The organism is Roseomonas sp. CCTCC AB2023176 (genome assembly GCF_042259275.1).
In the GTDB taxonomy this organism is placed as follows: Bacteria; Pseudomonadota; Alphaproteobacteria; order Acetobacterales; family Acetobacteraceae; genus Roseomonas.
On sequence record NZ_CP170086.1, the window covers coordinates 295,231 to 314,879 of the forward strand.

The 19,649-nt window shown below is 67.6% G+C and carries 11 protein-coding genes; 4 read left to right on the top strand and 7 right to left on the bottom strand.

The window, feature by feature from the left end; translation table 11 throughout:
* Positions 1–223 precede the first annotated feature (223 nt).
* From ACE7GA_RS01365 to ACE7GA_RS01380, 4 genes are all read right to left on the bottom strand, one after another.
* Positions 224–937, bottom strand: coding sequence for an ABC transporter ATP-binding protein (locus ACE7GA_RS01365; protein WP_376094554.1), 714 nt, complete (start codon positions 935–937; stop codon positions 224–226).
* Positions 934–1,722 carry an ABC transporter ATP-binding protein gene (locus ACE7GA_RS01370; RefSeq protein ID WP_376094557.1) on the bottom strand — a complete coding sequence of 263 codons (789 nt, stop codon included), beginning with the start codon at positions 1,720–1,722 and terminating at the stop codon, positions 934–936. Before ACE7GA_RS01370 ends, ACE7GA_RS01365 begins: the two co-directional genes overlap by 4 nt.
* A 251-nt stretch (positions 1,723–1,973) precedes the next feature.
* Positions 1,974–13,208: a hypothetical protein gene (locus tag ACE7GA_RS01375; RefSeq protein ID WP_376094559.1), complete on the bottom strand. Its 11,235-nt coding sequence runs from the start codon at positions 13,206–13,208 to the stop codon at positions 1,974–1,976.
* Positions 13,209–13,776: 568 nt separating this feature from the next.
* Complete coding sequence (locus tag ACE7GA_RS01380; protein WP_376094562.1) at positions 13,777–14,025, bottom strand: hypothetical protein; 249 nt, start codon at positions 14,023–14,025, stop codon at positions 13,777–13,779.
* 604 nt (positions 14,026–14,629) lie between these two features.
* Between ACE7GA_RS01380 and ACE7GA_RS01385 the strand changes: the two genes are divergently transcribed.
* Positions 14,630–15,952 carry a tyrosine-type recombinase/integrase gene (locus tag ACE7GA_RS01385; protein WP_376094565.1) on the top strand — a complete coding sequence of 441 codons (1,323 nt, stop codon included), beginning with the start codon at positions 14,630–14,632 and terminating at the stop codon, positions 15,950–15,952.
* A gap of 24 nt (positions 15,953–15,976) precedes the next feature.
* On the opposite strand, the gene ACE7GA_RS01390 is transcribed toward ACE7GA_RS01385, so the two are convergent.
* The 3 genes from ACE7GA_RS01390 to ACE7GA_RS01400 all read right to left on the bottom strand — a co-directional run bounded on the left by ACE7GA_RS01390 (position 15,977) and on the right by ACE7GA_RS01400 (position 17,715).
* Positions 15,977–16,564 carry a hypothetical protein gene (locus ACE7GA_RS01390; RefSeq protein WP_376094568.1) on the bottom strand — a complete coding sequence of 196 codons (588 nt, stop codon included), beginning with the start codon at positions 16,562–16,564 and terminating at the stop codon, positions 15,977–15,979.
* 88 nt (positions 16,565–16,652) lie between these two features.
* The gene (locus ACE7GA_RS01395) at positions 16,653–17,468 is read right to left on the bottom strand and encodes a hypothetical protein (RefSeq protein WP_376094571.1); all 816 of its coding nucleotides are present in this window, start codon (positions 17,466–17,468) and stop codon (positions 16,653–16,655) included.
* 46 nt (positions 17,469–17,514) lie between these two features.
* On the bottom strand, positions 17,515–17,715 hold the full coding sequence (locus ACE7GA_RS01400; RefSeq protein WP_376094573.1) for a helix-turn-helix domain-containing protein: 201 nt from the start codon (positions 17,713–17,715) through the stop codon (positions 17,515–17,517).
* Between the two features lie 174 nt (positions 17,716–17,889).
* Between ACE7GA_RS01400 and ACE7GA_RS01405 the strand changes: the two genes are divergently transcribed.
* The 3 genes from ACE7GA_RS01405 (at position 17,890) to ACE7GA_RS01415 (ending at position 19,637) form a co-directional block, all read left to right on the top strand.
* Complete coding sequence (locus ACE7GA_RS01405; RefSeq protein WP_376094575.1) at positions 17,890–18,360, top strand: hypothetical protein; 471 nt, start codon at positions 17,890–17,892, stop codon at positions 18,358–18,360.
* An 11-nt stretch (positions 18,361–18,371) separates the two neighbouring features.
* Entirely contained in the window at positions 18,372–18,677 is a 306-nt protein-coding gene (locus tag ACE7GA_RS01410) for a hypothetical protein (protein WP_376094578.1), read from the top strand.
* A 330-nt stretch (positions 18,678–19,007) separates the two neighbouring features.
* Positions 19,008–19,637 carry a hypothetical protein gene (locus ACE7GA_RS01415; protein WP_376094581.1) on the top strand — a complete coding sequence of 210 codons (630 nt, stop codon included), beginning with the start codon at positions 19,008–19,010 and terminating at the stop codon, positions 19,635–19,637.
* The last annotated feature ends 12 nt before the right edge of the window (positions 19,638–19,649 follow it).

Genomic DNA, 19,649 nt, shown 5'->3' on the forward strand with positions numbered 1-19,649 from the left:
AAACCGACTGTCAATCAGGACATGCGCATCGGATCAAAAATGATACGTTCGCAACATCGTTCTACCGACCGCTCAGGACCTCTGTCGGGTCGCGGCCCAGTCTGTCCGCCCCTGATCCACTCGGTCGGCCCGGGACCCGCCTACCGGCCAGCGCCACGGCGCTGGGCTACGGGCCCAGGAGGAAGGGAAGGGCCGTCGCGACCGCGAGCGCCCCGTCCTGATCCTAGCCGCCGAGGAACAGCCGCCGCACCTCCGGATCCGCCGCAAGCCCCGCGGCCGGCCCGATGCGCGCCACCTGCCCGTCCACGAGCACGATCCCCTCCTCCGCGATGGCCAGCGCCTCCAGCGCGTTCTGCTCCACCATCAGGACCGCCGTGCCGCCCCGGTGGATCGAGGCGATCCCGTCGAATAGCGCCTCGGCCGCGACGGGCGACAGGCCCGCCGAGGGCTCGTCCAGCAGCAGCAGACGCGGCTCGACCATCAATGCCATCGCCATGGCAAGGATCTGGCGCTGCCCGCCCGACAGCGTCCGCGCCGCCCGCCGCCGCTTCTCGCCCAGCACCGGAAATCGCTGCATCAGCGCCTCGGCACGTCGCGTCACCGTCGCCCGCACCTCGAGGTAACCGCCCATCTCCAGGTTCTCGCGCACCGTCAGCGAGGGGAAGACGTTCCCCTCCTGCGGCACGAAGGCGACGCCGCGCCGGGCGACCGCCCGCGGCGGGAGCCCCGACAGCGGCCGCCCCTCCAGCGTCACCCGCCCCGACTTCGGAACAACGATCCCCGCGACGGCCTTCAGCAGCGTGGACTTGCCCGCCCCGTTCGGCCCGACCACCGCCGCCATGCGCCCCGCCGCGAGCGAAAGGCTGATCCCCTTCAGCACCTCGTCCGCCGCGCCGTAGCCGCCGACGACGCCTTCCACCTCGAGGAAGCCGCTCACGCGTGGGCCCGGCGACCCATATAGGCCTCCTGCACACGGGGATCGTCGGCGATCTCCCGGAACCGCGCCTCGGCCAGCCACCGTCCCTCCGCCATCACGATGACGGGGTCGCAGAGCGACGCGACGAAATCCATGTGGTGCTCGACGATCAGCACCGTCACGCCCTCGTCGCAGAGCCGCGCGACGTGGCCCGCGATCTCCGCCGCCAGCGTCGGGTTCACCCCGGCCACCGGCTCGTCGAGGATGAGCAGCTGCGGCTCCGCCATCAGCGCGCGCCCGATCTCCAGCAGCTTCTTCTGCCCGCCCGATAGCGCCGCCGCAGGGTTGTCCAGCACGCGGGTGAGGTTCAGCCGCGCCGCGACCTCCCGCGCCCTATGGCGCAGCACCGCTTCCCGCCCGCGAACGCCGGCGCCGAGCACGGCGCGCCAGGCCGCTTCCCCAGGCTGCGCCGGACCATAGAGAAGAAGGTTCTCCAGAACGGTCAGCCGGGGGATGCCGCGCGCGATCTGGAATGACCGGACGAGGCCCGCGCGCGTGATGCGGTCCGGCCGCTCCCCCGTGATGTCGCGCCCTGCGAAGAGCACCGATCCCGAATCCGGCCGGATCACGCCGGAGATGCAGCCGAAGGCCGTGGACTTCCCCGCCCCGTTCGGCCCGATGAGGGCGGTGACCGTGCCGCGCCGCACCGCCAGGTCCAGCCCATCGAGGGCGACGACGCCGCCGAAGCGGCGGACGAGTCCGCGCACCTCGAGAAGAGGCGGCTCACGCAGGGGGCTCACCGGCACGGAAGGAGCGTCGCACGGCGACCGGCCGCCGTCACGCGCGGGCCGCCGCACACCGCGGGCTGCGATCACCCTGGTACCCGCCACGGCCCGACCGCGGACCGTTCCACGACGCCTTGCAGCCCGTTCCGCGTGCCTGACCGATGAGGACGGGTTGAGAGACGCACAGGAGCAGCGGTGGAAACCCGGATCCGACCTTCGTCGGGTCCATCGCTCGGAAGGACCCGCGCATAGGACCCTTCCGAGACGCGGCGTCAGGCGATGATGGTGATGTCGGCGGCGGTGAATTGGGGCCTGGCGAAGAGGGTGGCGAGGAGGAGCGCATTTGCCCCGCCGGCGCCGTCGGCGTCCCACCAGAGGCGGCCGGCGTCGGTCTCGTAGACGAACTGGCCGGTGCCGGCGGCCGACGTCGCGAGGCCGGTGGTGTTGGAGGCGAAGCGGCCTGCCGCGAGGCTGCCCGCCGCCAGCCCGCCGCCGAAGCCCGCGGCCGAGACCTCGAGCCCGTCATCGGCGGCGGCGAAGGCGTAGATCACGTCGCCGCCCTCGGCGATGGAGGCGTAGCGGAAGGTGTCCGCGCCCGCGTCGCCGTAGAGGCGGTCGGCGCCCGTGCCGCCGAGGAGGGTGTCGTTCCCGGCCCCGCCGCGCAGTTCGTCCGCGCCGTCGAGCCCGGCGAGGAGGTTGGCGCCGGCGTTGCCGAGGATGCGGTTGGCCTCGCCGTTGCCCGTGCCGGTCGCATTGCCGGTCCCGGTCAGGGTGAGGCGCTCCACGCCCGACGAGAGGGTGAAGGAGAGGGCGGTGGAGACGATGTCGATGCCGTCGCCGCCCGCCTCGTCCACCACGTCGAGGGCGTTGTCGACGAAGTAGGTGTCGTTGCCCGCCCCGCCGCGGAGCACGTCGGCCCCGCTCATGCCGTTGAGCCTGTCGTTGCCGCCGCCGCCCTCCAGCGTGTCGTTGCCCGAGCCGCCGGCCAGCACGTTGCCCGCCGCGTTGCCGGTCAGGCGGTTGGCCAGGCCGTTGCCGGTGCCGTTGCCGGCGCCCGCCGCGAGGGTGAGGTTCTCGAAGGCGTTGCCGAGGGTCCATGTGAGGGAGGCGACCACCGTGTCGACCCCGCCGGCGTCAGTCAGGGCATCGAGGGCGGCGTTGACGAGGTAGGTGTCGTCGCCGAGGCCGCCGTCGAGGGCGTCGTCCCCGGCGCCGCCGTCGAGGGTGTCGTTCCCGTCTCCCCCGACCAGGCTGTCGACCCCGAAGGAGCCGGCGAGGCTGTCGGCCTCGGTGCCGCCGTCGAGCGTGTCGTTGCCGTTGCCGCCCTCCAGCGTATCGGCCCCGCCCAGGCCAGCGAGCGTGTTGGCGATGCCGTTGCCGACGATGCGGTTGGCCAGCGCGTTGCCGGTGCCGGCCGCGGCCGTGCTGAGGAGCGTGAGGTTCTCCAGCCCCGCCGCGAGGGTGAGGGAGAGGATGCTGGTGACGGTGTCCACGCCATCCCCCTCCGCCTCGTTCACGACGTCGCCGGCGTCGTCCACCACGTAGGTGTCGTCCCCCGCGCCCCCGGCCATCGAGTCCGCGCCGTTGCCGCCGTCGAGCGTGTCCTGGCCACCCCCGCCCAGCAGCGTGTCGTTGCCGCCCGAGCCCGAGAGGACGTTGGCACCGTCGCTGCCCGTGATGACGTTCCCAGCATTGTTCCCGGCGCCCGACAGCGCCAGACCATACAGCGTCAGGTTCTCCAGGTTCGCGCCGAGGGTGTACGACAGCCCGGCGTGCACCGTATCGATGCCGGCGTTTACCCCCTCCATCACCACGTCGGCCGCGCTGTCCACGACGTAGACATCGTCGCCGAGACCGCCGACGAGCGAGTCGGCCCCGGCCCCACCGTCGAGGAGGTTCGCCCCATTGGTGCCCGTGAGAGTGTCTGCATGGGCGCTGCCGACCGCGTTCTCGACCCCGGTGATCAGGTCGGTCCCCGCGCCGCCGGTGTTCTGCGCCGTCGAGGTGGTCAGGTTCACCGAGACGCCGGCGGACGCACCCCCGTAGCTCACGGTGTCCGTCCCGGTGCCGCCGGTGAGCGTATCGTCCCCGGCACCGCCGATCAGCGTGTCGTCTCCGGTGCTGCCGTTCAGCGAGTCGTTCCCGGACCCGCCTGCCAAAGAGTTGGCGGCGGACGAGCCGGTGAGGACGACACCGAGCGTCAGGGCGCTCGCGTCCACGGACTCGAAGTTCGTAGCCGAACCACCGCCCTGGACCTGATCGGCATTGCCGAGGTTGACGTTGACGCGGGTCAGCAGGACGAGCGTGTCGCCGTCCTCGCCGCCGTCGACCGTCGTATCGGCTGCATCGTAGATGACGCGGTCGTTCCCGGCGCCGGCCCGGAGCTGATCGACCGCGCTGCCCCCATCGAGCGTGTCGTTGCCCTCGCCGCCGTCGAGGACGTCCTGCCCGTCGCCGCCAAGCAGGCTGTCGGCCCCGCCGCCACCCTGTAGACCGTCGTCACCCCTGCCGCCGCCGAGCGTGTCGTTGCCGCCCCCGCCGTCGAGGAGGTTGTCCCCAGCGTCGCCCGCAAGAACGTCGGCTCCGTCGGAGCCAGTAAGGTTCTCGATGCTGTCCAGAACATCGCCCGTTGCGTCCCCGCCCGTGCCCACCGCGGCGCCACTTGCAAGAAGGATGGTGACTGCATTCACCGAGCCGGAATAGGACGCCGTATCGAACCCATCGCCACCGGATATGACGTCTGCGCCGGTCCCGCCCAGGAGCGTGTCGTCGTCGTCCTCGCCAAAGAGCTGGTCCTCCCCGGCCCCGCCCACCAGGCTATCATCGCCCGACCAGCCGAGCAGGACGTCGTCGTCGCTGCCACCATCCAGTGTATCGTCGCCGACCCAGCCATCCAGGGTGTCTGCAGCGCCAAGACCGCTGAACAGGTTGGCGGCGTCGTTGCCGGACATGACGTCGACCTGCGCGGTGCCGACGATGGCCTCGATGTCGCGAACGCTGTCGACCTTACCGAAGGTGTCGACCACCTGCGGGAACCCGCCCTGCAATGCTACGGTAATGCCGGCACCACCGCTCTCGAGGTCGTAGCGAATCGTATCGAGCCCGAGGCCACCGCTGATCGTGTCGGCTCCATCCCCGCCCGAGAAGGTGTCGGCACCGTCCAGTCCGCTGAAGACATTCGCCTCTGCGCCACCGTCGATACTGTCGCCAAAGGCGCTGCCGACGACATTCTCGATCGACTGCAAGGCGTCATGGTCGCCGTAGCTGTCGGTCGCGTTCGGCGCCGCGGCGGTGGCACCGAGGATGCGGAGGTCGACCACGATACCCTGGGCGCCTCTCTCGAAACTGTAATCGACCGTGTCGATACCGTTTCCTCCGAACAGCTGATCAACCTCCGACCCGGCGTTGCCGGTCAGCATGTCGTTGCCGTCGCCGCCGAACAGGTCGTCGTGGATGCCGTTCGTTCCAATGAAATGCTCGACCGAGGTCACGAAGTTAAGAGCTCCGAAAGAGTCCGTGACGACCGCCGAGATCGTACCGGACGTCGGGTCGAAGCTGATCTGAAACGTTGCGCCGAGGGCGCCGGTCTCCTGCGACAAGTCGAGCGTGTCGAACCCGCCGCCGCCGTCGACGACGTCCGATCCCGCACCGGTCGCGAAAGTCTGCGCCTTATCGTCACCCTTGAACGTGTCATCGAAGGCGGTGCCGAGGAAGCGCTCGAAGCCGGTCACGGTCTCACGGTTGCCGAAACCATCGGTCGCGTTGTTCGACGCGATGGTGAGATCAAGGGAAACGCCGCCGGTCCCCTGCGTGTAGTCCAGCGTATCGACGCCCGCCCCGCCGTCGAGCGAGTCCACACCGTCGCCGCCGGCGATCGTGTCGTCGCCAGATCCACCCTTGAGTCGGTTTGATCCAGAGTTACCCTCGATCGCGTCGGCGAAGGCCGACCCCGTGACCGCCGATACGGACGAGTGGCTGACGACGAGCCGCTGCGCGCCGGTCAGCGCGCTGGTCGTATCGGTCGTGAACATCTTCGTCGTCGTCAGGTCGGCGCGGACGGCTCCGGCGAGAAGCTCGAAGCTGACCTCATTGTCTCCGGCACCACCGTCGAAGAAGTCGCTGCCGCCGGTGGAGAGGTACGTGTCGTCGCCGCCGAAACCGTAGCTCTCATTCGAGCCCGAACCACCGAACAGGTAGTCCGCGCCCCCGGACCCGATCAGCGTGTCGTTGCCGTCACCACCGAAAAGACGGCTCCTGTCTGCCGCCCCTAGCGTGGACAGCATTTCGAGGTGGTCGTCGCCGTCACCGCCTACTGCTTCTCGCGTAAAGGTTGAATCCAGTCGCATGAAGTCAGCATGGTCCGTGCCGACGATCCGCTCGATCCCGATCAGCAGGTCGACGTCGCCGAACGTGTCGCGGTTGCTCAGAAGACTGCTGTCATCGACAATCACGCCGAGGCTGCCGATCTCCTGCCGATAATCTACCGTGTCGAATCCACCTGGTCCGCCATCCAACGTGTCGTTGCCGTCACCGCCGACGAACAGGTTGTCGGCCGCGCTGCCCTTGATGGCGTCGGCCCGGATCGAGCCGATGATGTTCTCGATGCTGACTAGCAGATCACCGTGGCCCGAGGTGTCTGTGGCGTTCGGATTAGAGAAGCTGCCCGTGACCGAGAGGTCGACGACGATACCAACTCCGATCGGACCGGGGGTCGTGCCGTCTGGCAGGTAATTCTGCGTGTCGGATTCAATGCTGTAGTCGACCGTGTCGACACCGCCGCGCCCATCCATCTGGTCGACGCCGGCGCCCTTGTTGCCGGTGAAGATATTGTCGCGATCATCTCCCAGAAGATCATCGAATGCGCTGGTGTTGGAGCCGATCAGCCACTCGACCTCGATCAGGGTATCGGTGTTCCCGTAGGTGTCGGTGACCAGACCGGTGGCGAGGTCCGCGAGTACCGCGCCGCTGCCTCCCTCCGCCGCGTAGCTGACTTGGTCGATGCCGGCGCCGCCGACCAACGTATCGTTGCCCTGGAAGCCAAGGAGAAGGTCATCGCCAGACGCGCCGGCCAGCTTGTTCGCACCCGAGTTGCCGAGGACGGTATCGCGGAAATTGGAGCCGACAGCGTTCTCGAACCCGGTCAGCGTCGCGACTGTGACAAAAGCGCCCTGCGAAGCGATGTCGGTGACCCCGTTGCTGGCGACGGTCTGTGGCACGTCGAAGCTGCCGCCCAGGTTGATCACGCCGCCTGTCATGAAGTCGGACAACTCGATCGTATCTTCGCCGGCGCCACCGTTCACCGTATCCAGTCCGGCGTCGGCAACGAGGCCGCTCACGGTCCGGGCGATGATGTAGGTGTCGTCGCCCGCGTCGAGATCGACGGAGTCCGAGCCTTCGCCGCCGACGGCGGTGTCGTTGCCGGTGCCACCAGCAAGTGTGTCCGCCTCGGCGCCGCCACCGAGGTAGTCGTTGCCCCCCTCGCCGAAAAGGCTGTCGCGTCCCGTTCCGCCCTTGATGACGTCGTCGCCGTCGCCCCCGCGGAGACTGTCGTTCCCACCGTCGCCGGAGAGGAAATCTTCCCCCTTGAGGCCCCTCAGCGTGTCGTCGCCTTCGCCGCCAGCCAGAGCGTTCCGGCCGTCCGATCCGATGAGCAGGTCGCGCGCGCCCGACCCCAGCGCGTCCTCGATCGAGATCAGGATGTCACCGTCGGCGTCTCCGCCGAGGCCGTAGCCGATGCCGAGGTCGACCGTCACACCGGCCTCTGCGCGCGAGCCGACAACCATCTTGGCGTAGATCACGGCATCGAGGCCGAGGCCGCCGGAGATGATGTCCGGACCCGGCGACCCTGTAATGAGGTCGTTGCCCTCGCGAGCGAAGTAAGAGTCGGCGTCATTCGTACCCTCGAGGAGCACGTCCCGCCCATCCGTGCCGAAGAAGACCGAGCCCACGGCCACCGGGCCGCTGCTCACCGCGCCGAGAGCGGTCAGGTTAAGACCGACCGCCGTCTGATCGTCGAAGGCGAAGGTGTAGCCCAGGCCGTTGGGACCGTTCCGGAAGTAGTCCATGAAGAGAACCGTGTCGCCGACGACGTTGCTCATCAGCAGATCATCGCTGCCCGGCGCTGCGAGGCTGAACGTGATCTGAGCGCGGCTCCAGCCGAAGAAATGGATCTCGCCCGCTCCGGCGTACTCACCGCCAATCACGTCGTGGCCCCAGGCACCGCCGAATGCATACCGGTCAAGGCCCTCGCCACCGACGAGAAGATCGTCCCCGCCGAGGCTGACCAGAACATCGGCGCCGCCGTCGCCAGAAAGGACACCCCCGCCCGTGCCCGACACTAGCATGTCGCGGCCTTCCTCGGCCGAAATGACGACGCGTTCGACATTGACGACGCGTAGCGAAACTCCGCTTCCGCCCACGAGGAAGCCGTTCGTGGTTCCGAGGTTCGCCATCAGCGACGCGAGCTCGGACCGCATGGTCGCCGCGCTGCTGATGTCGTCGACGTCGTTGAAGGAGGTGATTGTAAAACTGTCCGGATCGGCGGAATTGACGGTCAGGCCGTAGACCGAGCTAATCCCGGAGGGGATCGCATTGATCTCGATCGTGTCGAAGTCCGAACCGCCGTCGATCACCTCATTGAAACCGCCCGTGAAGAACAGGCGATCGTCTCCCGCGCCGCCGCTGACCGTGTCGCGGCCCTCGCCGCCGTCCAGCAGGTCGTCGCCGCCGTTACCTTGGAGGAAGTCGTCGAACTCGCCGCCGAACACCTCATCATTGCCCGAACCGAGGCGAACCATGATCTGCTCGAAGTTGCCGATCCGCGTGCCGTTGCCGATGTCGTAGAAGACCTGGTCGTCCGGCACCCGGTCGTCACCGCTGCGGGCGTTGATCGAGATGTCGGCGGTCTCGTCCAGCAAGACCGCGACGAAAACGTCCTTATCGCCGTCCCGGTCGCCGCCGTCGTAGAAGGTTCCGTTCTGGTACCAGACGAGGTCATCCCCCTCGTTTGATCCCTGGACCTCGGTCGCCTCGATGTTGCGCATCGCAACGTAGTTGTCCCCCGACCAGACGCGGACGGTGGCGACGTTCTCGACAAATAGGAGGCGGGGGATATCCACCGACACGGCGTCGGCCCCGATCGCGTCGAGAAACAGCGGGTCGAAGTCTTCGGCGCCGCCGCCGAGGTTGATGAAAAGCTGCACGGCCAGTCCGTCGCCGGGCCCGGCCAGCGAGAGACCGTTCTCGCCAACCGCTGAGATCAGCACCCGGTCGACGATCGGCGTTTCCGCGGTTTCGCCCGGATCGCTGCCGCCGTCGATGTTGGAGATCCCGTCCGACACCTGCCAGCCGAAGAGGTCGGCGCCGGCGCCGCCGAACAGGCTGTCCCCGGCGACGGCGCCGCCGCCGCGCAGGACATCGGAACCGTCGCCGCCGTAGATCACGTCGTCCAGCAACCCGCCGGCGACCAAGTCGCCGCCGCTCCCGAGCCGCAGGACCACGCGGTCCAGGCCGGAGATGAAGACGCCGTTCCCCAGGAGGACGCCGGCCGCATCCTGTTCCACGTTGAGGGTGATGCCGAAGGTCTGGGCCGAGAAGTCGGCGACGAATACGTCGGCATCGCCGGGCCGCTCGCCGCCGCGGTAGGTCGCGCCGCCGTCGTAGATGAAGAGGTCGTCAGTCTCGGCGAGGCCAGTCAGGTTCGTACGCAACGGCCCGTCGGTGAACGCGCCAAGCCCGGATCCCGTCGCGAAGAAAAAGTCGCGGCTGACGAGACCGGCCGAGAGCTGATCCATCGCGGCGAGGAGCGCCGCGCTGCTGCTGTTGGCTTGGTAGGTGATATCCGCTGGCCCGGGGGCGATGAAGTCGAAGGTTTGCCGGAGGCCAACCAGCGTGTTGCCCAGCGCCGCCGCCACACTGACGACGTTCCCAGGTGCGAAGATCAGGAGGTCGGGAATACCATCGGTCCCGGTGGCGATCTCCGTCCGCTCATCGCCGTTCGTGTAGTAGGTGTCCGCGCCGTCGCCGCCGGACAGTTGGTTGGTGCGAATGGTCGAGAAGGTCGTATCGTAGTTTCGCGAGCCGCCGCCGACGAGGATGTCGTCGCCACCGCCACCCGCGAGATAATCGTCGTAGATGCCGCCGACGAGAATGTCCTTGAAGGTGGTTCCGGTGACGATCAGGCGCTCGAAACCCTGGATCTCCGACGTGCGGACCAGTTCACCGTCGGCGAAGCGAAGGTCGTCGTCGTAGGTGAAGCGGGTGGGTGCGGTCGGGAAGGGCGAGGTGGTTGGCGCGCCGATGAGGGCGGAGGCTGCCGCATTGAACCCCGAGATGACGACGCCAGTGGTGGTGCCGGCCGGGCGGTCGAAGGTGCCGAAGTCCGCCGCGAAGGTGTCAGCCCGCGATATCCCGCCACGGTAGTAGGTCCCGCCGAAGTAGACGGCGAGGTCATTGGCCGTTTCCGATCCCTCGAAGCTCAGGGCCTCGAACTCGGTGAAAGTGACGGAGTTGGTGCGTCCGTCCTGCGTCACCTGCACCCGGATGAAGTCGCCGGTCAGCGTGGTTTGCGGCAACCCGGCGGCAGAATTCTCTCGGAACGGGGTATCCCAGAGCCGATCGACCTGGCCGAGCATCGTGTTCAACTGCGCTGCCGAGGCGTTGAACGCCAATGGTCCGACGACGATCTGGTTTCCGGAGCCGACGGGCGGCGTCCGCGTAACCCACTGCGCGCCCACGTCCGACAGGTTTCGGACGATCGCCTCGTCCGCGCCGGTCTGCCCGTAGATGTCGTCGTTGACCGACGCTGTATTGCCGAGTTGCGCCGAAGATCTCAGCTCCGCGAGAACGACGTCGGCGCCGCTGCCCATGTCCATCGTCTCGGCGTGGGTATCGGCCGTGAGGAACAGCGTGTCCTCGCCGGCACCAAAGGAGATCCTGTCACGGCCCGTCGACGTGAAGAGAATGTCGTCGTAGGACGACAGGGTCAGCACGAACGACTCGATATTGCGGAACGTCACCTCGTGCTGTTCGTGTACGGCAATCCCGAAGATCCGCGCCGCCTCGGCGTCTGGGCCTTCGATCACGCCGCGATCGGCGACGATCTCGATCCGGTCGCCGGGCTTCAGCTCGACGTCCTTGAAGACCAGGTCCCGGAGAGAGGTCGTGCCGCCGACCTCGGGGTGGTTGGTGACCTGTGAACCGACTACCTGGACCAGGCTGCCGACCGCGTTGAGCACCCGCAGCTCGAATGTCGAGGCGCCGTTCTGCAGGTCCTCGACCCCAAGGCGGACGACGAAGGTGCCGTTGAGGTTCAAGTCGCCGGCCGGCGTCCGCAGGATCGCTCGACCGTCGGCATCATCGGCCGGGATCTCGACTCGGCCAACCTGGAGAGGATCATTGACGAAGCCGATCTTCTCCATCTGGCTGGCGTTGCGGCCGTAGAGCACCGGGCCGCGCGTCAGCGACAGGCCGACGCTCTGTCCGCTTTGTCCCACGGCCGAAGGCCGCAGGTCCCACTCGATCGCGTCGAGCGCGTGGCTCTTGCCGAAGTTCGCGATCAGCACGTCGCCGGTCGCCGACTCCGCGACCTGCCCGCCGCCATCGAGAAGCTGGGTTTCGTCACCCCAATAGACGAGCAAGTCGTCGCCTGTGTTGCCGAGGATATTGACCGAGTTGGGGGTGGTGACCTGCTGTCCGCCGTACCGGTAGACGAGGCGGGTGCCGCTGACGAGGCCGCCGCCGCCCGACTGGTTGATGAACGACGAAGACGGCAGACTGTTGACGAAGATGTAGCCGGCGTCACTGGTTGCCTGTGCTGCCGACAGGAATCCCGTTAGGGGAAACGGCGTATTGATCCCATTCACGAAATATCGCGCCTCAAGCTGAGACACGAACGGGACGTTGTTCTGATTCTGCACGTCGATCCGGACGATGTCGCGTGTCGTGCTGTTGCGGTCGCCCTCCATGTCGATGTGGGCGTTCGGGCGGTCCGCGAACCAGCTCGCCACCTGCGGCGTGTTCGCGACGTCAACCGCGTTGCCGTTCAGGAAGGCGGCCGCCGGCCTGCCGTTGATGATCGGCTCGAAGGTCACGTTTGACGCGGCGATATTGATCTGGCGTTGCTCGTTGTACGCGATGAGCTGCTGGACTGCGCCGGGCTTCTCCGTGTTGATGCCGACGGGCAGCGTTTGGGAATAGAAGACTTCGTACGTATCCTTGACCGTATTGAACGCGCCGCCTGCCACGTCGAAGGCGTTCGTGTAGAGATCCTGCAGGATGCCGACCCGGAACCCGTTTTCGGGGAAGGAGAAGGACAGCAGCGGGCCGAAGCTGATGCCGAGCTTCTCGCCAATGTATCCGGTGGTCTCCGCCTTCAGGATGTCGATCGTGAATCCGCCCACCAGGTCCAGCCCGACGGAGTGGGAGAACCTGGCGCGGTTGAGTTCGTAGGTCGCCTCGACCTTGACCGGCCCGAACCCCTCGAAGTTTGGCCCGGCCACGTTGACGTTGGTATCGCCCAGCTTGGCGAACGTGACAAAGTCGTCGGACAGATCACCCGGGGTCCCGTTGTCGGATCGGAGGGTGATGTTGACGTTGGGCGTCTTGCCGTCGCCGTTCGAGAAGTCCAGCGCCAGCTTCTCGGACACCGCCGCCCCGACGCTCGCGCCGATATCGAGCACCGTTGCGGAGACACCGAAGACGTCGGCGCCGATGCCCGGCACGTAGTCGTTGAGGTCAAACTCGAACTCGGCGAAGATCGTGTTCTCCAGCACGTTCGCCACGACGGCCAGTGGCGGGAACGGGATCTTCTTCAGAAGCTGGACCAGCATCTGATCGAGGTCGGCGGACAATTCGATGAACGGGGAGTCTGAAACCCCGTCCGACCGCACGACGACGGAGCCGAAGCTGGAGCCCTGCGTGTTCGCTCCGCTCGGCACCCGCAGGGTCAGCTCCAGCCCGAGTCCGAGGTCGAACGGCAATTCCGTCTGGAATGGCTCGGCTGTCAGCAGCGGGATATGGGTCTCCGCAAGGTCGATGATCTTGAAGTCGCTTGCCGTGTCCTGGAAACCGAAGATCGCGTAGGTGATGTCACGAATGCCGAGCTCGAATCCGACGACCAGGTCGAGGCCGGCCTTCGCGCCGACGCTGAACCCCTGCGATCCGATCTGGGCAGCGCCGACGCTGTAGTCGCTGAAGTCGAAGATGATGCCTTCGCCGTTGCCGCTTACGACGGCATTGTGGCTCGCATTGACGACGATATCGATCCCGCCACCGAAGCGTCCCGCCTCGCCGATCTCGGCGTATGCGAACAGGCCGAAGACGAAATTGGCGTAGAGTTCTCCCGAGAAGCCGAGGAACGACCCACCGATGTCGAGGTCGTATTTCAGCTCCTCGGGGCGAATGATGAGCGCCTCGCCCGTGTCGATCCCGAGTTCGATCGCCGCGCCCGGCGCCCAGAGGTTCTGATCGACTGCGCGGAACGAGAGGATAGATGTGCTGACCGTCATGATTGGTGTCTCCAAGACGGGCGAGCGCTAGTCTGAGGGAAGCCCGGTGCTTCGTTGCGCACAGCGGTCCGGGTCGGGATGCAGTCGCTGATGTCGTCGTCGCGGCGCGGCCCTCGGATGAGGTCGCCGTTGCTGGACGGAGGTCTGCACACGTCGGCGTCTGAAGGCGTGCTGCCGGGGCGGCTGGCCTCGCCGGAGGTCCTGCCGGCGATGAAGGCTCGGCTCAGACTGTCGGACCAGCCATCCTGTGCGTCCTCGGTTGCACGCGCGAGGGCACCGCGCCTGAGGAATGTCCCGACCGGCATGGCTGGCTCCGGGGTATCGCATCAGAGACGCCGGCCTGGACGGTCCTGCCGGCGCGCCCCCGCGGCGCGAGATGGATCGTTAACGTAACCTTATGAATTCGGCAACGAATTGTTACGCGCAAGGCACGTCCGTCGCTTTGCGTTGTCGGCAGCGGGTTGAGCGCGGGGACGGCGGCGCGGTCTCCGCATGGATGGCGGGGGCTTGATGAACGAGCCCGACGGTGTCGTCCTCGCCGTTCCGCCCAATGGAGCGCGGTCCAGCGCTAAAGGACCCGCGCCATCCCCAGCGGATGGTCAGTCTGCTGCCGGAGGTCTTGCTGCTGGTGGCCAGCGCCTCGAAGGGCGAGGGTGGCCGTGTCGACGTCGAGCCGTGCCGCAATCCCATCCCGGAGGGTGCGCTCGAGTTCCGGCAGAGAGACGAGGCTGACGGGGCCGGAACGCCGACGGAGGATCTCGACAAGGGCCGCAGGATCGGCCTCCGCCGGCAGGATCTCGGCGGCGAGCGTCGGCATCAGCGCGTCGTAGGCGTCCGACGTCAGAAGCCGGGAGGCCGGATCGAAGATGACGTCATTCTGCCCGGCGGCGTCTGCTACCCCCGCCAGATGCTCGAAGCAGGCGAACCACTCTCAACGAGGCACGGCTTGCCAGGGACGTGCCTTGCCGCGCGTCGGTACCGGTCCGGCTGCCGCCTGCGGCCACGAGCAGAGGCGCGATCCTCTTGCAGGTCGCGACGGTTGACGGGGCGCGAGTCGCGTACGAGACGAGCGGCGCGGCCTCTCAGCGATCGTCTTCGTCCATGGCTGCTTGGGCTCATCATCAGGCGTCTGACGCGGGACGATGACCGCGGTGCCCGCGCGCTGTAACCTCGACACCGCGGCCGTGCTCGCGGGGCGTCAAGCCCAGGGGTGGTGAAGCCGGATTCTCGGGCGTCCCTGGCGTCCCCTACGGGATTCGAACCCGTGTTGCCGCCGTGAGAGGGGGTAAGAGTAGCCCGCAGTGAAACAGGTTGGGACATCGTGGGACGAATAATTCCAACGGCTTAGGCTTTCCGGCGTCCCTATCTGTCCCGCCCCGTCCAGCCCCGTATATTGGAGAAGTATTGGAGAAGGGGCGCCCGTGCCGCGCAAGGTCAGTGAGCATCGGCTCGACACCCGCGCCGTCCGCCGCGCGCTGAAGCAGCGCCCGAAGCCCTACTTCCGGGTGGTGCGCCGCGGCGCGCTGCCGCTGCATCTGGGGTTCTACAAGCAGGCGGATGGCAGGCCCGGGACCTGGATCGGCCGGCGCTACCTCGGCGCCGAGAAGTACGAGACGCAGGCCCTCGGCATCGCCGACGATGACCCGCGGACTGAAGCTGATGGCGTCCGCGTCCTCACCTTCGATCAGGCCGTGGCGGCGTGCACGGCTTGGGCTGATGGCCGTCTGGCAGTGGAGCGGGCCGCCGCGGCCGTCGTCTCCAGCCCGACCGTGCGCGCCGCCGTGGAAGACTACATCGCCTTCCGGAAGGCGCGCAGCGCGACGTCGGGGCGGGACGCCGGCTTCAGCCTGACGCACCACGTCCTCTCCTCGCCGCTGGCCGACGTGCCGCTGGCCGCGCTGACCGAGGAGGCGCTGACGACGTGGCGGGAGGGGCTGAGGCGCGGTGGGAAGGGTGTGAGTTCGGATCACCCCCCTGCCCTCTCCCGCGCCACCTTGGCGCGCGTCCTGAACGACCTCCGCGCGGCACTCACTGCCACGGCCAGGCGCACGCGCCTGCCGGGCGACGTGCTGACCGCGATCCGGGAAGGACTGCGCGCGCCCTCCTCGCCTGACCGGGCCCGGGAGGCCCAAGTCCTGCCGGACGCGGACGTGCGGCGGCTGGTGGAGGCCTCCTACGCCCTGGATCCGGACTTCGGCGCGCTGGTGCTGGTCATGGCCGCCACGGGCTGCCGCTTCGATCAGGCGGCCCGCATGACGGTTGGGGACCTCCAGGCCGGTAATGGGCGCCTCATGGTCCCGATGGCCCGCAAGGGGCGCGGGACGAAGCCGCAGACCCACGCGGCGCGTCCCCTGCCGGACGACGTCGTGGCGCGGCTGCGGCCCCTGGTGGCCGGCCGGAAGGCCCGCGACCCGCTGCTGACCCGCTGGCACAACCGGAAGGTCACGGGCGCCGGCACAATCGGATGGGAGCGCGACGGCCGGCGGGCCTGGCGCGGCGCTGAAGAGATGCAGCGGCCGTGGCGCCTGGCGCTGGTGAGGGCGGAGCTGCCGGGCGACCTGGTGCCGTACTCCCTGCGGCACTCCTCGATCGTCCGCGGGCTGAAGGCCGGGCTACCGGTGCGGCTGGTCGCGGCGGCGCACGACACGTCGGTCGCGATGATCGAGAAGCACTACGGCGCCTTCATCGTGGACGCGGCGGAGGAGCTGCTGAGAAGAGCGGCGGTTCCGATGGTGGCGGGTTGACCGCCAGACACCGGACCTCCTGCTTCACGAAGCCACGCTAGTGCGCGCGATGAGCTGCAACCCCGAGATAAACAGGTAGACCACCGCACCCACACCGAAGCCCATCAAAATGAGGGCAACCTTGATCTTCCACGGGGGCGGCAGCGGAAATGGGGTGAGCTGTCGAACCTTCGCCACCCCTTGCTCACTTCGAACTTGGATGATGCCAGGTAGATCCGCGTTGACGCTGAGCAGCTCGAAACCGATCGCCTCTTTTGCCGTCAGATTTTCGAAGAGGAGGGAGAACCTGCCATCGGGACTCGTTCGCTCCTCATAGTGCCGAACAGGCCAGATGTTGAAGTGTTGCGGGCGCCAATTGAACACGACTTCCAGTTTAGTCGCGGTTGCCCTGCCATTGTTGAAGACGCTCGTAGACAACGTCTTGACCGTTGTAACAGGGCCAAGAACTCTCCCATCCGGCGCTCGCGTGGGCTCGTTGAGCAGGAACGTGAATTGGTGCCGGAAGTCGAGCAGCAAGGCCGCTTTCTGGCTGAAGTATCTCGTCAGCAGCCAAGTGACGACAGGTGCCAGCAGAGACGCAATCTCTTTCGAGTACAGCACAAGAGCGCTCACGGGCTGCCCTTCCTCAGCCCGACGCCGGGCGCGTTCCTGCTCATGAACTCGACCATGGTGCCGGCGTGGCGGTTCAATCCCATGCGTCTCAGAGGCCAGTAACCTGCACGTCCACCACCTCGCCGCGATTCAAGTCATACCGGCATGTGACGCGTGAATTGACCTTGGCGCCAAAGCCGTTCCCGAACTGAGCGCGAGGCTCGATGGCAACAACGATCCCGGTCTGGGGATAGTCGTCGCCGCGGAGGAAGGAGCCGAACGAGAACCACGGCCATACCGGGTCACCGTATCTGGCTAGGTCCGTAGCTTGGCGCTTGCACCGGGTCTGAACGAGGGCCCAATCGCGGAAGTTGTTCACCAGCTGCGCGTTGTCGGCGCACCGCCGCCAATCCGTTCGGCACGCTGTCTCGTCGGGCGGTAGACGCGGCGGTGCGACGGCTGCGGCCGGCGCGGCCGGCGCGGCCGGCGCGGTGGCCGACGGAGGTACGGGCGCGCGATTGTCGCTGGCCGTCGGCACGGTGATGGGCGCGTTCCAGCCGAGGCGGTATTGCGTCTCCGATCGCCTGAGCGCGTCCGGTAGGGCCAGCCGCACACGCGCGTCCGCACACCCCTCCGACCATTCCCGAAGCTGGCTGCCATCGAAGCAAGATCCGGGATTCTGTGTGCTGCGCCTGGCGGCCCAGTGTGCCGCACCGGCGGCCTTCTGTCCTGTAAGGCCGGCCAGCCATTGCTCCCATGCGGCGCGATCGGCCTGCCCCTGGCGGTATACCGGATCGGCCGTGTTGGCGCCCTGCGGAGGGGCAGCCTGCCCAGGTCGTTGAGGAGCAGGGCTGGACGGGTTCACTTGAGCAGTCGCGGTCAGCGGCGCGAGGAGCAGGGTGAGGACGGCGACGCGTCGGTGCATGCAGCAGCCTACCGCCAGCTGCTGGGGCCTGAGGAGTCCGTTTCGGTTAAGGATCTGCCTTCCGCAGCCGGACGCCCGGCCCCTCGCCGTTCTCTGCGACGAAGATCACGCCGGCCGCCTCCAGGGCGGCGCGGATGGCGGCGAGGTTGTTTGGGTAGGGTGTGCGGGCCCCTCGCTCGAAATCCACCACGGTCTGACGGGCGACCTTGGCTGCGTCGGCGAGAGTGGACTGACTCCACCCGATCATCGCTCGTGCCCCTCGACATTGGGCGGCACTGATGGCTGCGTCGGACAACCTCAATCTTTCTGATTGACGTTTCGGGAATGCCCAATCAATCTAATCGAGGTTGGGCAGAACGTCCAACCGAAAGCGGCCGAACGCGCGACTGGTCCTCGCACGCCCGGCCTCACCGCAACCCTGATGCTGGAGCATCTGGTCATGGCTGAACTCGCCCATAGCACGCCCGCGCCCCGGGCCAGAAGAAGAGGAGCGCTCGCCGCGCTAGCCGCCCTCGTCGCGGCACCGACCGCCGCGCCTGACCTTCAGCGTTTCGACGGGCCGGTGAGCGACGCGGATCTGCTGGCGATGTGCCAGCGGTGGCTGGTCCGAGACGCCGAGCATCGCCGCCTGATCGACCTCCAACTCGCCGCCAACGATCGCGGGGACCATGCGACGGAGAAGGCGATCGCTGATGCGCTCGTCGCCGACGTGCCCGGCTACCTCGACCTGGCGGACAGCATCTTCCAGATCCAGCCCCGGACGCGCGAAGGCCTGCGGGCGCAGGCGCGGGTCCTGACCGCATGGGTTGATGATCCCAGTTCCAATGAGGAAGTCGCGGCCTACAACTTCGCCGAGTACGTGCTGAACCTCCTCGACGGGCGGGTCGCATGATGCGCGGCCCCGTGACACGCCGGACCGTCGTCACCGGCGCCGCCGTCGTCGCCGCGCTTGGGTTCTCCCCAAAATTGGGGGAAACCCCCCCGTGCCCGTTCCCCCGCGGAAGCCGCGAGTACCACGACTGGTGGCGGGAGAGAGCGCTCCTCAGTTTCGGGAGCGACTACCTGCGCGCCGAGGCCACGAAGCTGCGACAGATGGCAGAGATGCGGACAGACGCGGCTTGCCGCGAAGGCTTCCTCTGGACCGCGGCGAATTACGACGAGCTAGCCGAACGCGCCCCTACCGCTGCGCCAGCCTGGAGGCTGTCGTGACGGCGAGAAGAGTGCCGGGGGTGGGCGCTGCGCCCACCCTGTTCACGGCGCGGCGGAAGCAGGCTTACGAGGCGTTGCACCCTGAGACGCGACAGGGTGGTGTGGGGCGCGGCGGCTATAAGGACGACAAGTTGGCGTCCTTTTCCGCCGACACCGCGACCCGCACCGGGCGTAGCGAGCGCGACGTGCAGCGCGACGCCGGACGCGCTATCCTCACCCTTGGCGGGGCGCGGGTTCGAAACCGTTGTGCCGGGATCTCCGCCCCGGCCGCCCCGCCGCTTTCTCGCGGAGTGCGCTGCGGAGGCGCCGTTGCCGTCACAGAAGACAGCTGTGCGCGCCCTTCGCGCCAGCCGGCGCGCGGATCAGGCCGCAGCGCAGTTCGGGATCACACGCAACCCGGTTTTCCTCTGGGCTGCAATCAAGGCGATAACAGAAGACAGCTTCGAGGAAGCGCATGTCCGTCTCCCAAATGCGGTACGGACATACCTGCACGAGGTCGCTTCTCAGATCACGGACGCTGCGATCGGTCCGTCTGGCGAATTCCTGGAGAGCGCGACGAAGGCACTCGGCTTCGGCGGAATATCGGGTCAGTCGAAAGCCGAGGCGTACGCGACAACTCACGATGCCAGCAACCTCCTCTCGATCTTCGAAGTGCTGAAGGAACGCTTCGGAAGCGCCGGACGGGCGCACATGGAGATGGCGCTCGTCCTCAACATCGGCGCGCCAGCCGTAGAGGACCGCCTGAGCGATGCGCGCCGACACTTGCGCGAGGTGCAGCGGCTACTGAGTTGGAGCGGGCCAATCAGGCTGAACAACGCCCCGTTCCGCGACCTTCCTACTCCGGCTTTGTTCACCCTTCTCCGCGGCCTCCCAAGCATCGCGTGGACGAAGGCCGGCATCGCCGGAGCGCGCGCGAGCAAGGCGAACGGCAAGACCCCCCCTCTAAAACAGTCGCTTTAGACCGGGGAGTCG

Bases quoted from the DNA above. Each gene is read 5' to 3' on its own strand.
- ACE7GA_RS01375 (WP_376094559.1), bottom strand. From the start codon at position 13,208: ATGACGGTCAGCACATCTATCCTCTCGTTCCGCGCAGTCGATCAGAAC.
- ACE7GA_RS01395 (WP_376094571.1), bottom strand. From the start codon at position 17,468: ATGCACCGACGCGTCGCCGTCCTCACCCTGCTCCTCGCGCCGCTGACC.
- ACE7GA_RS01400 (WP_376094573.1), bottom strand. From the start codon at position 17,715: ATGATCGGGTGGAGTCAGTCCACTCTCGCCGACGCAGCCAAGGTCGCC.
- ACE7GA_RS01380 (WP_376094562.1), bottom strand. From the start codon at position 14,025: ATGCCGACGCTCGCCGCCGAGATCCTGCCGGCGGAGGCCGATCCTGCG.
- ACE7GA_RS01405 (WP_376094575.1), top strand. From the start codon at position 17,890: ATGCTGGAGCATCTGGTCATGGCTGAACTCGCCCATAGCACGCCCGCG.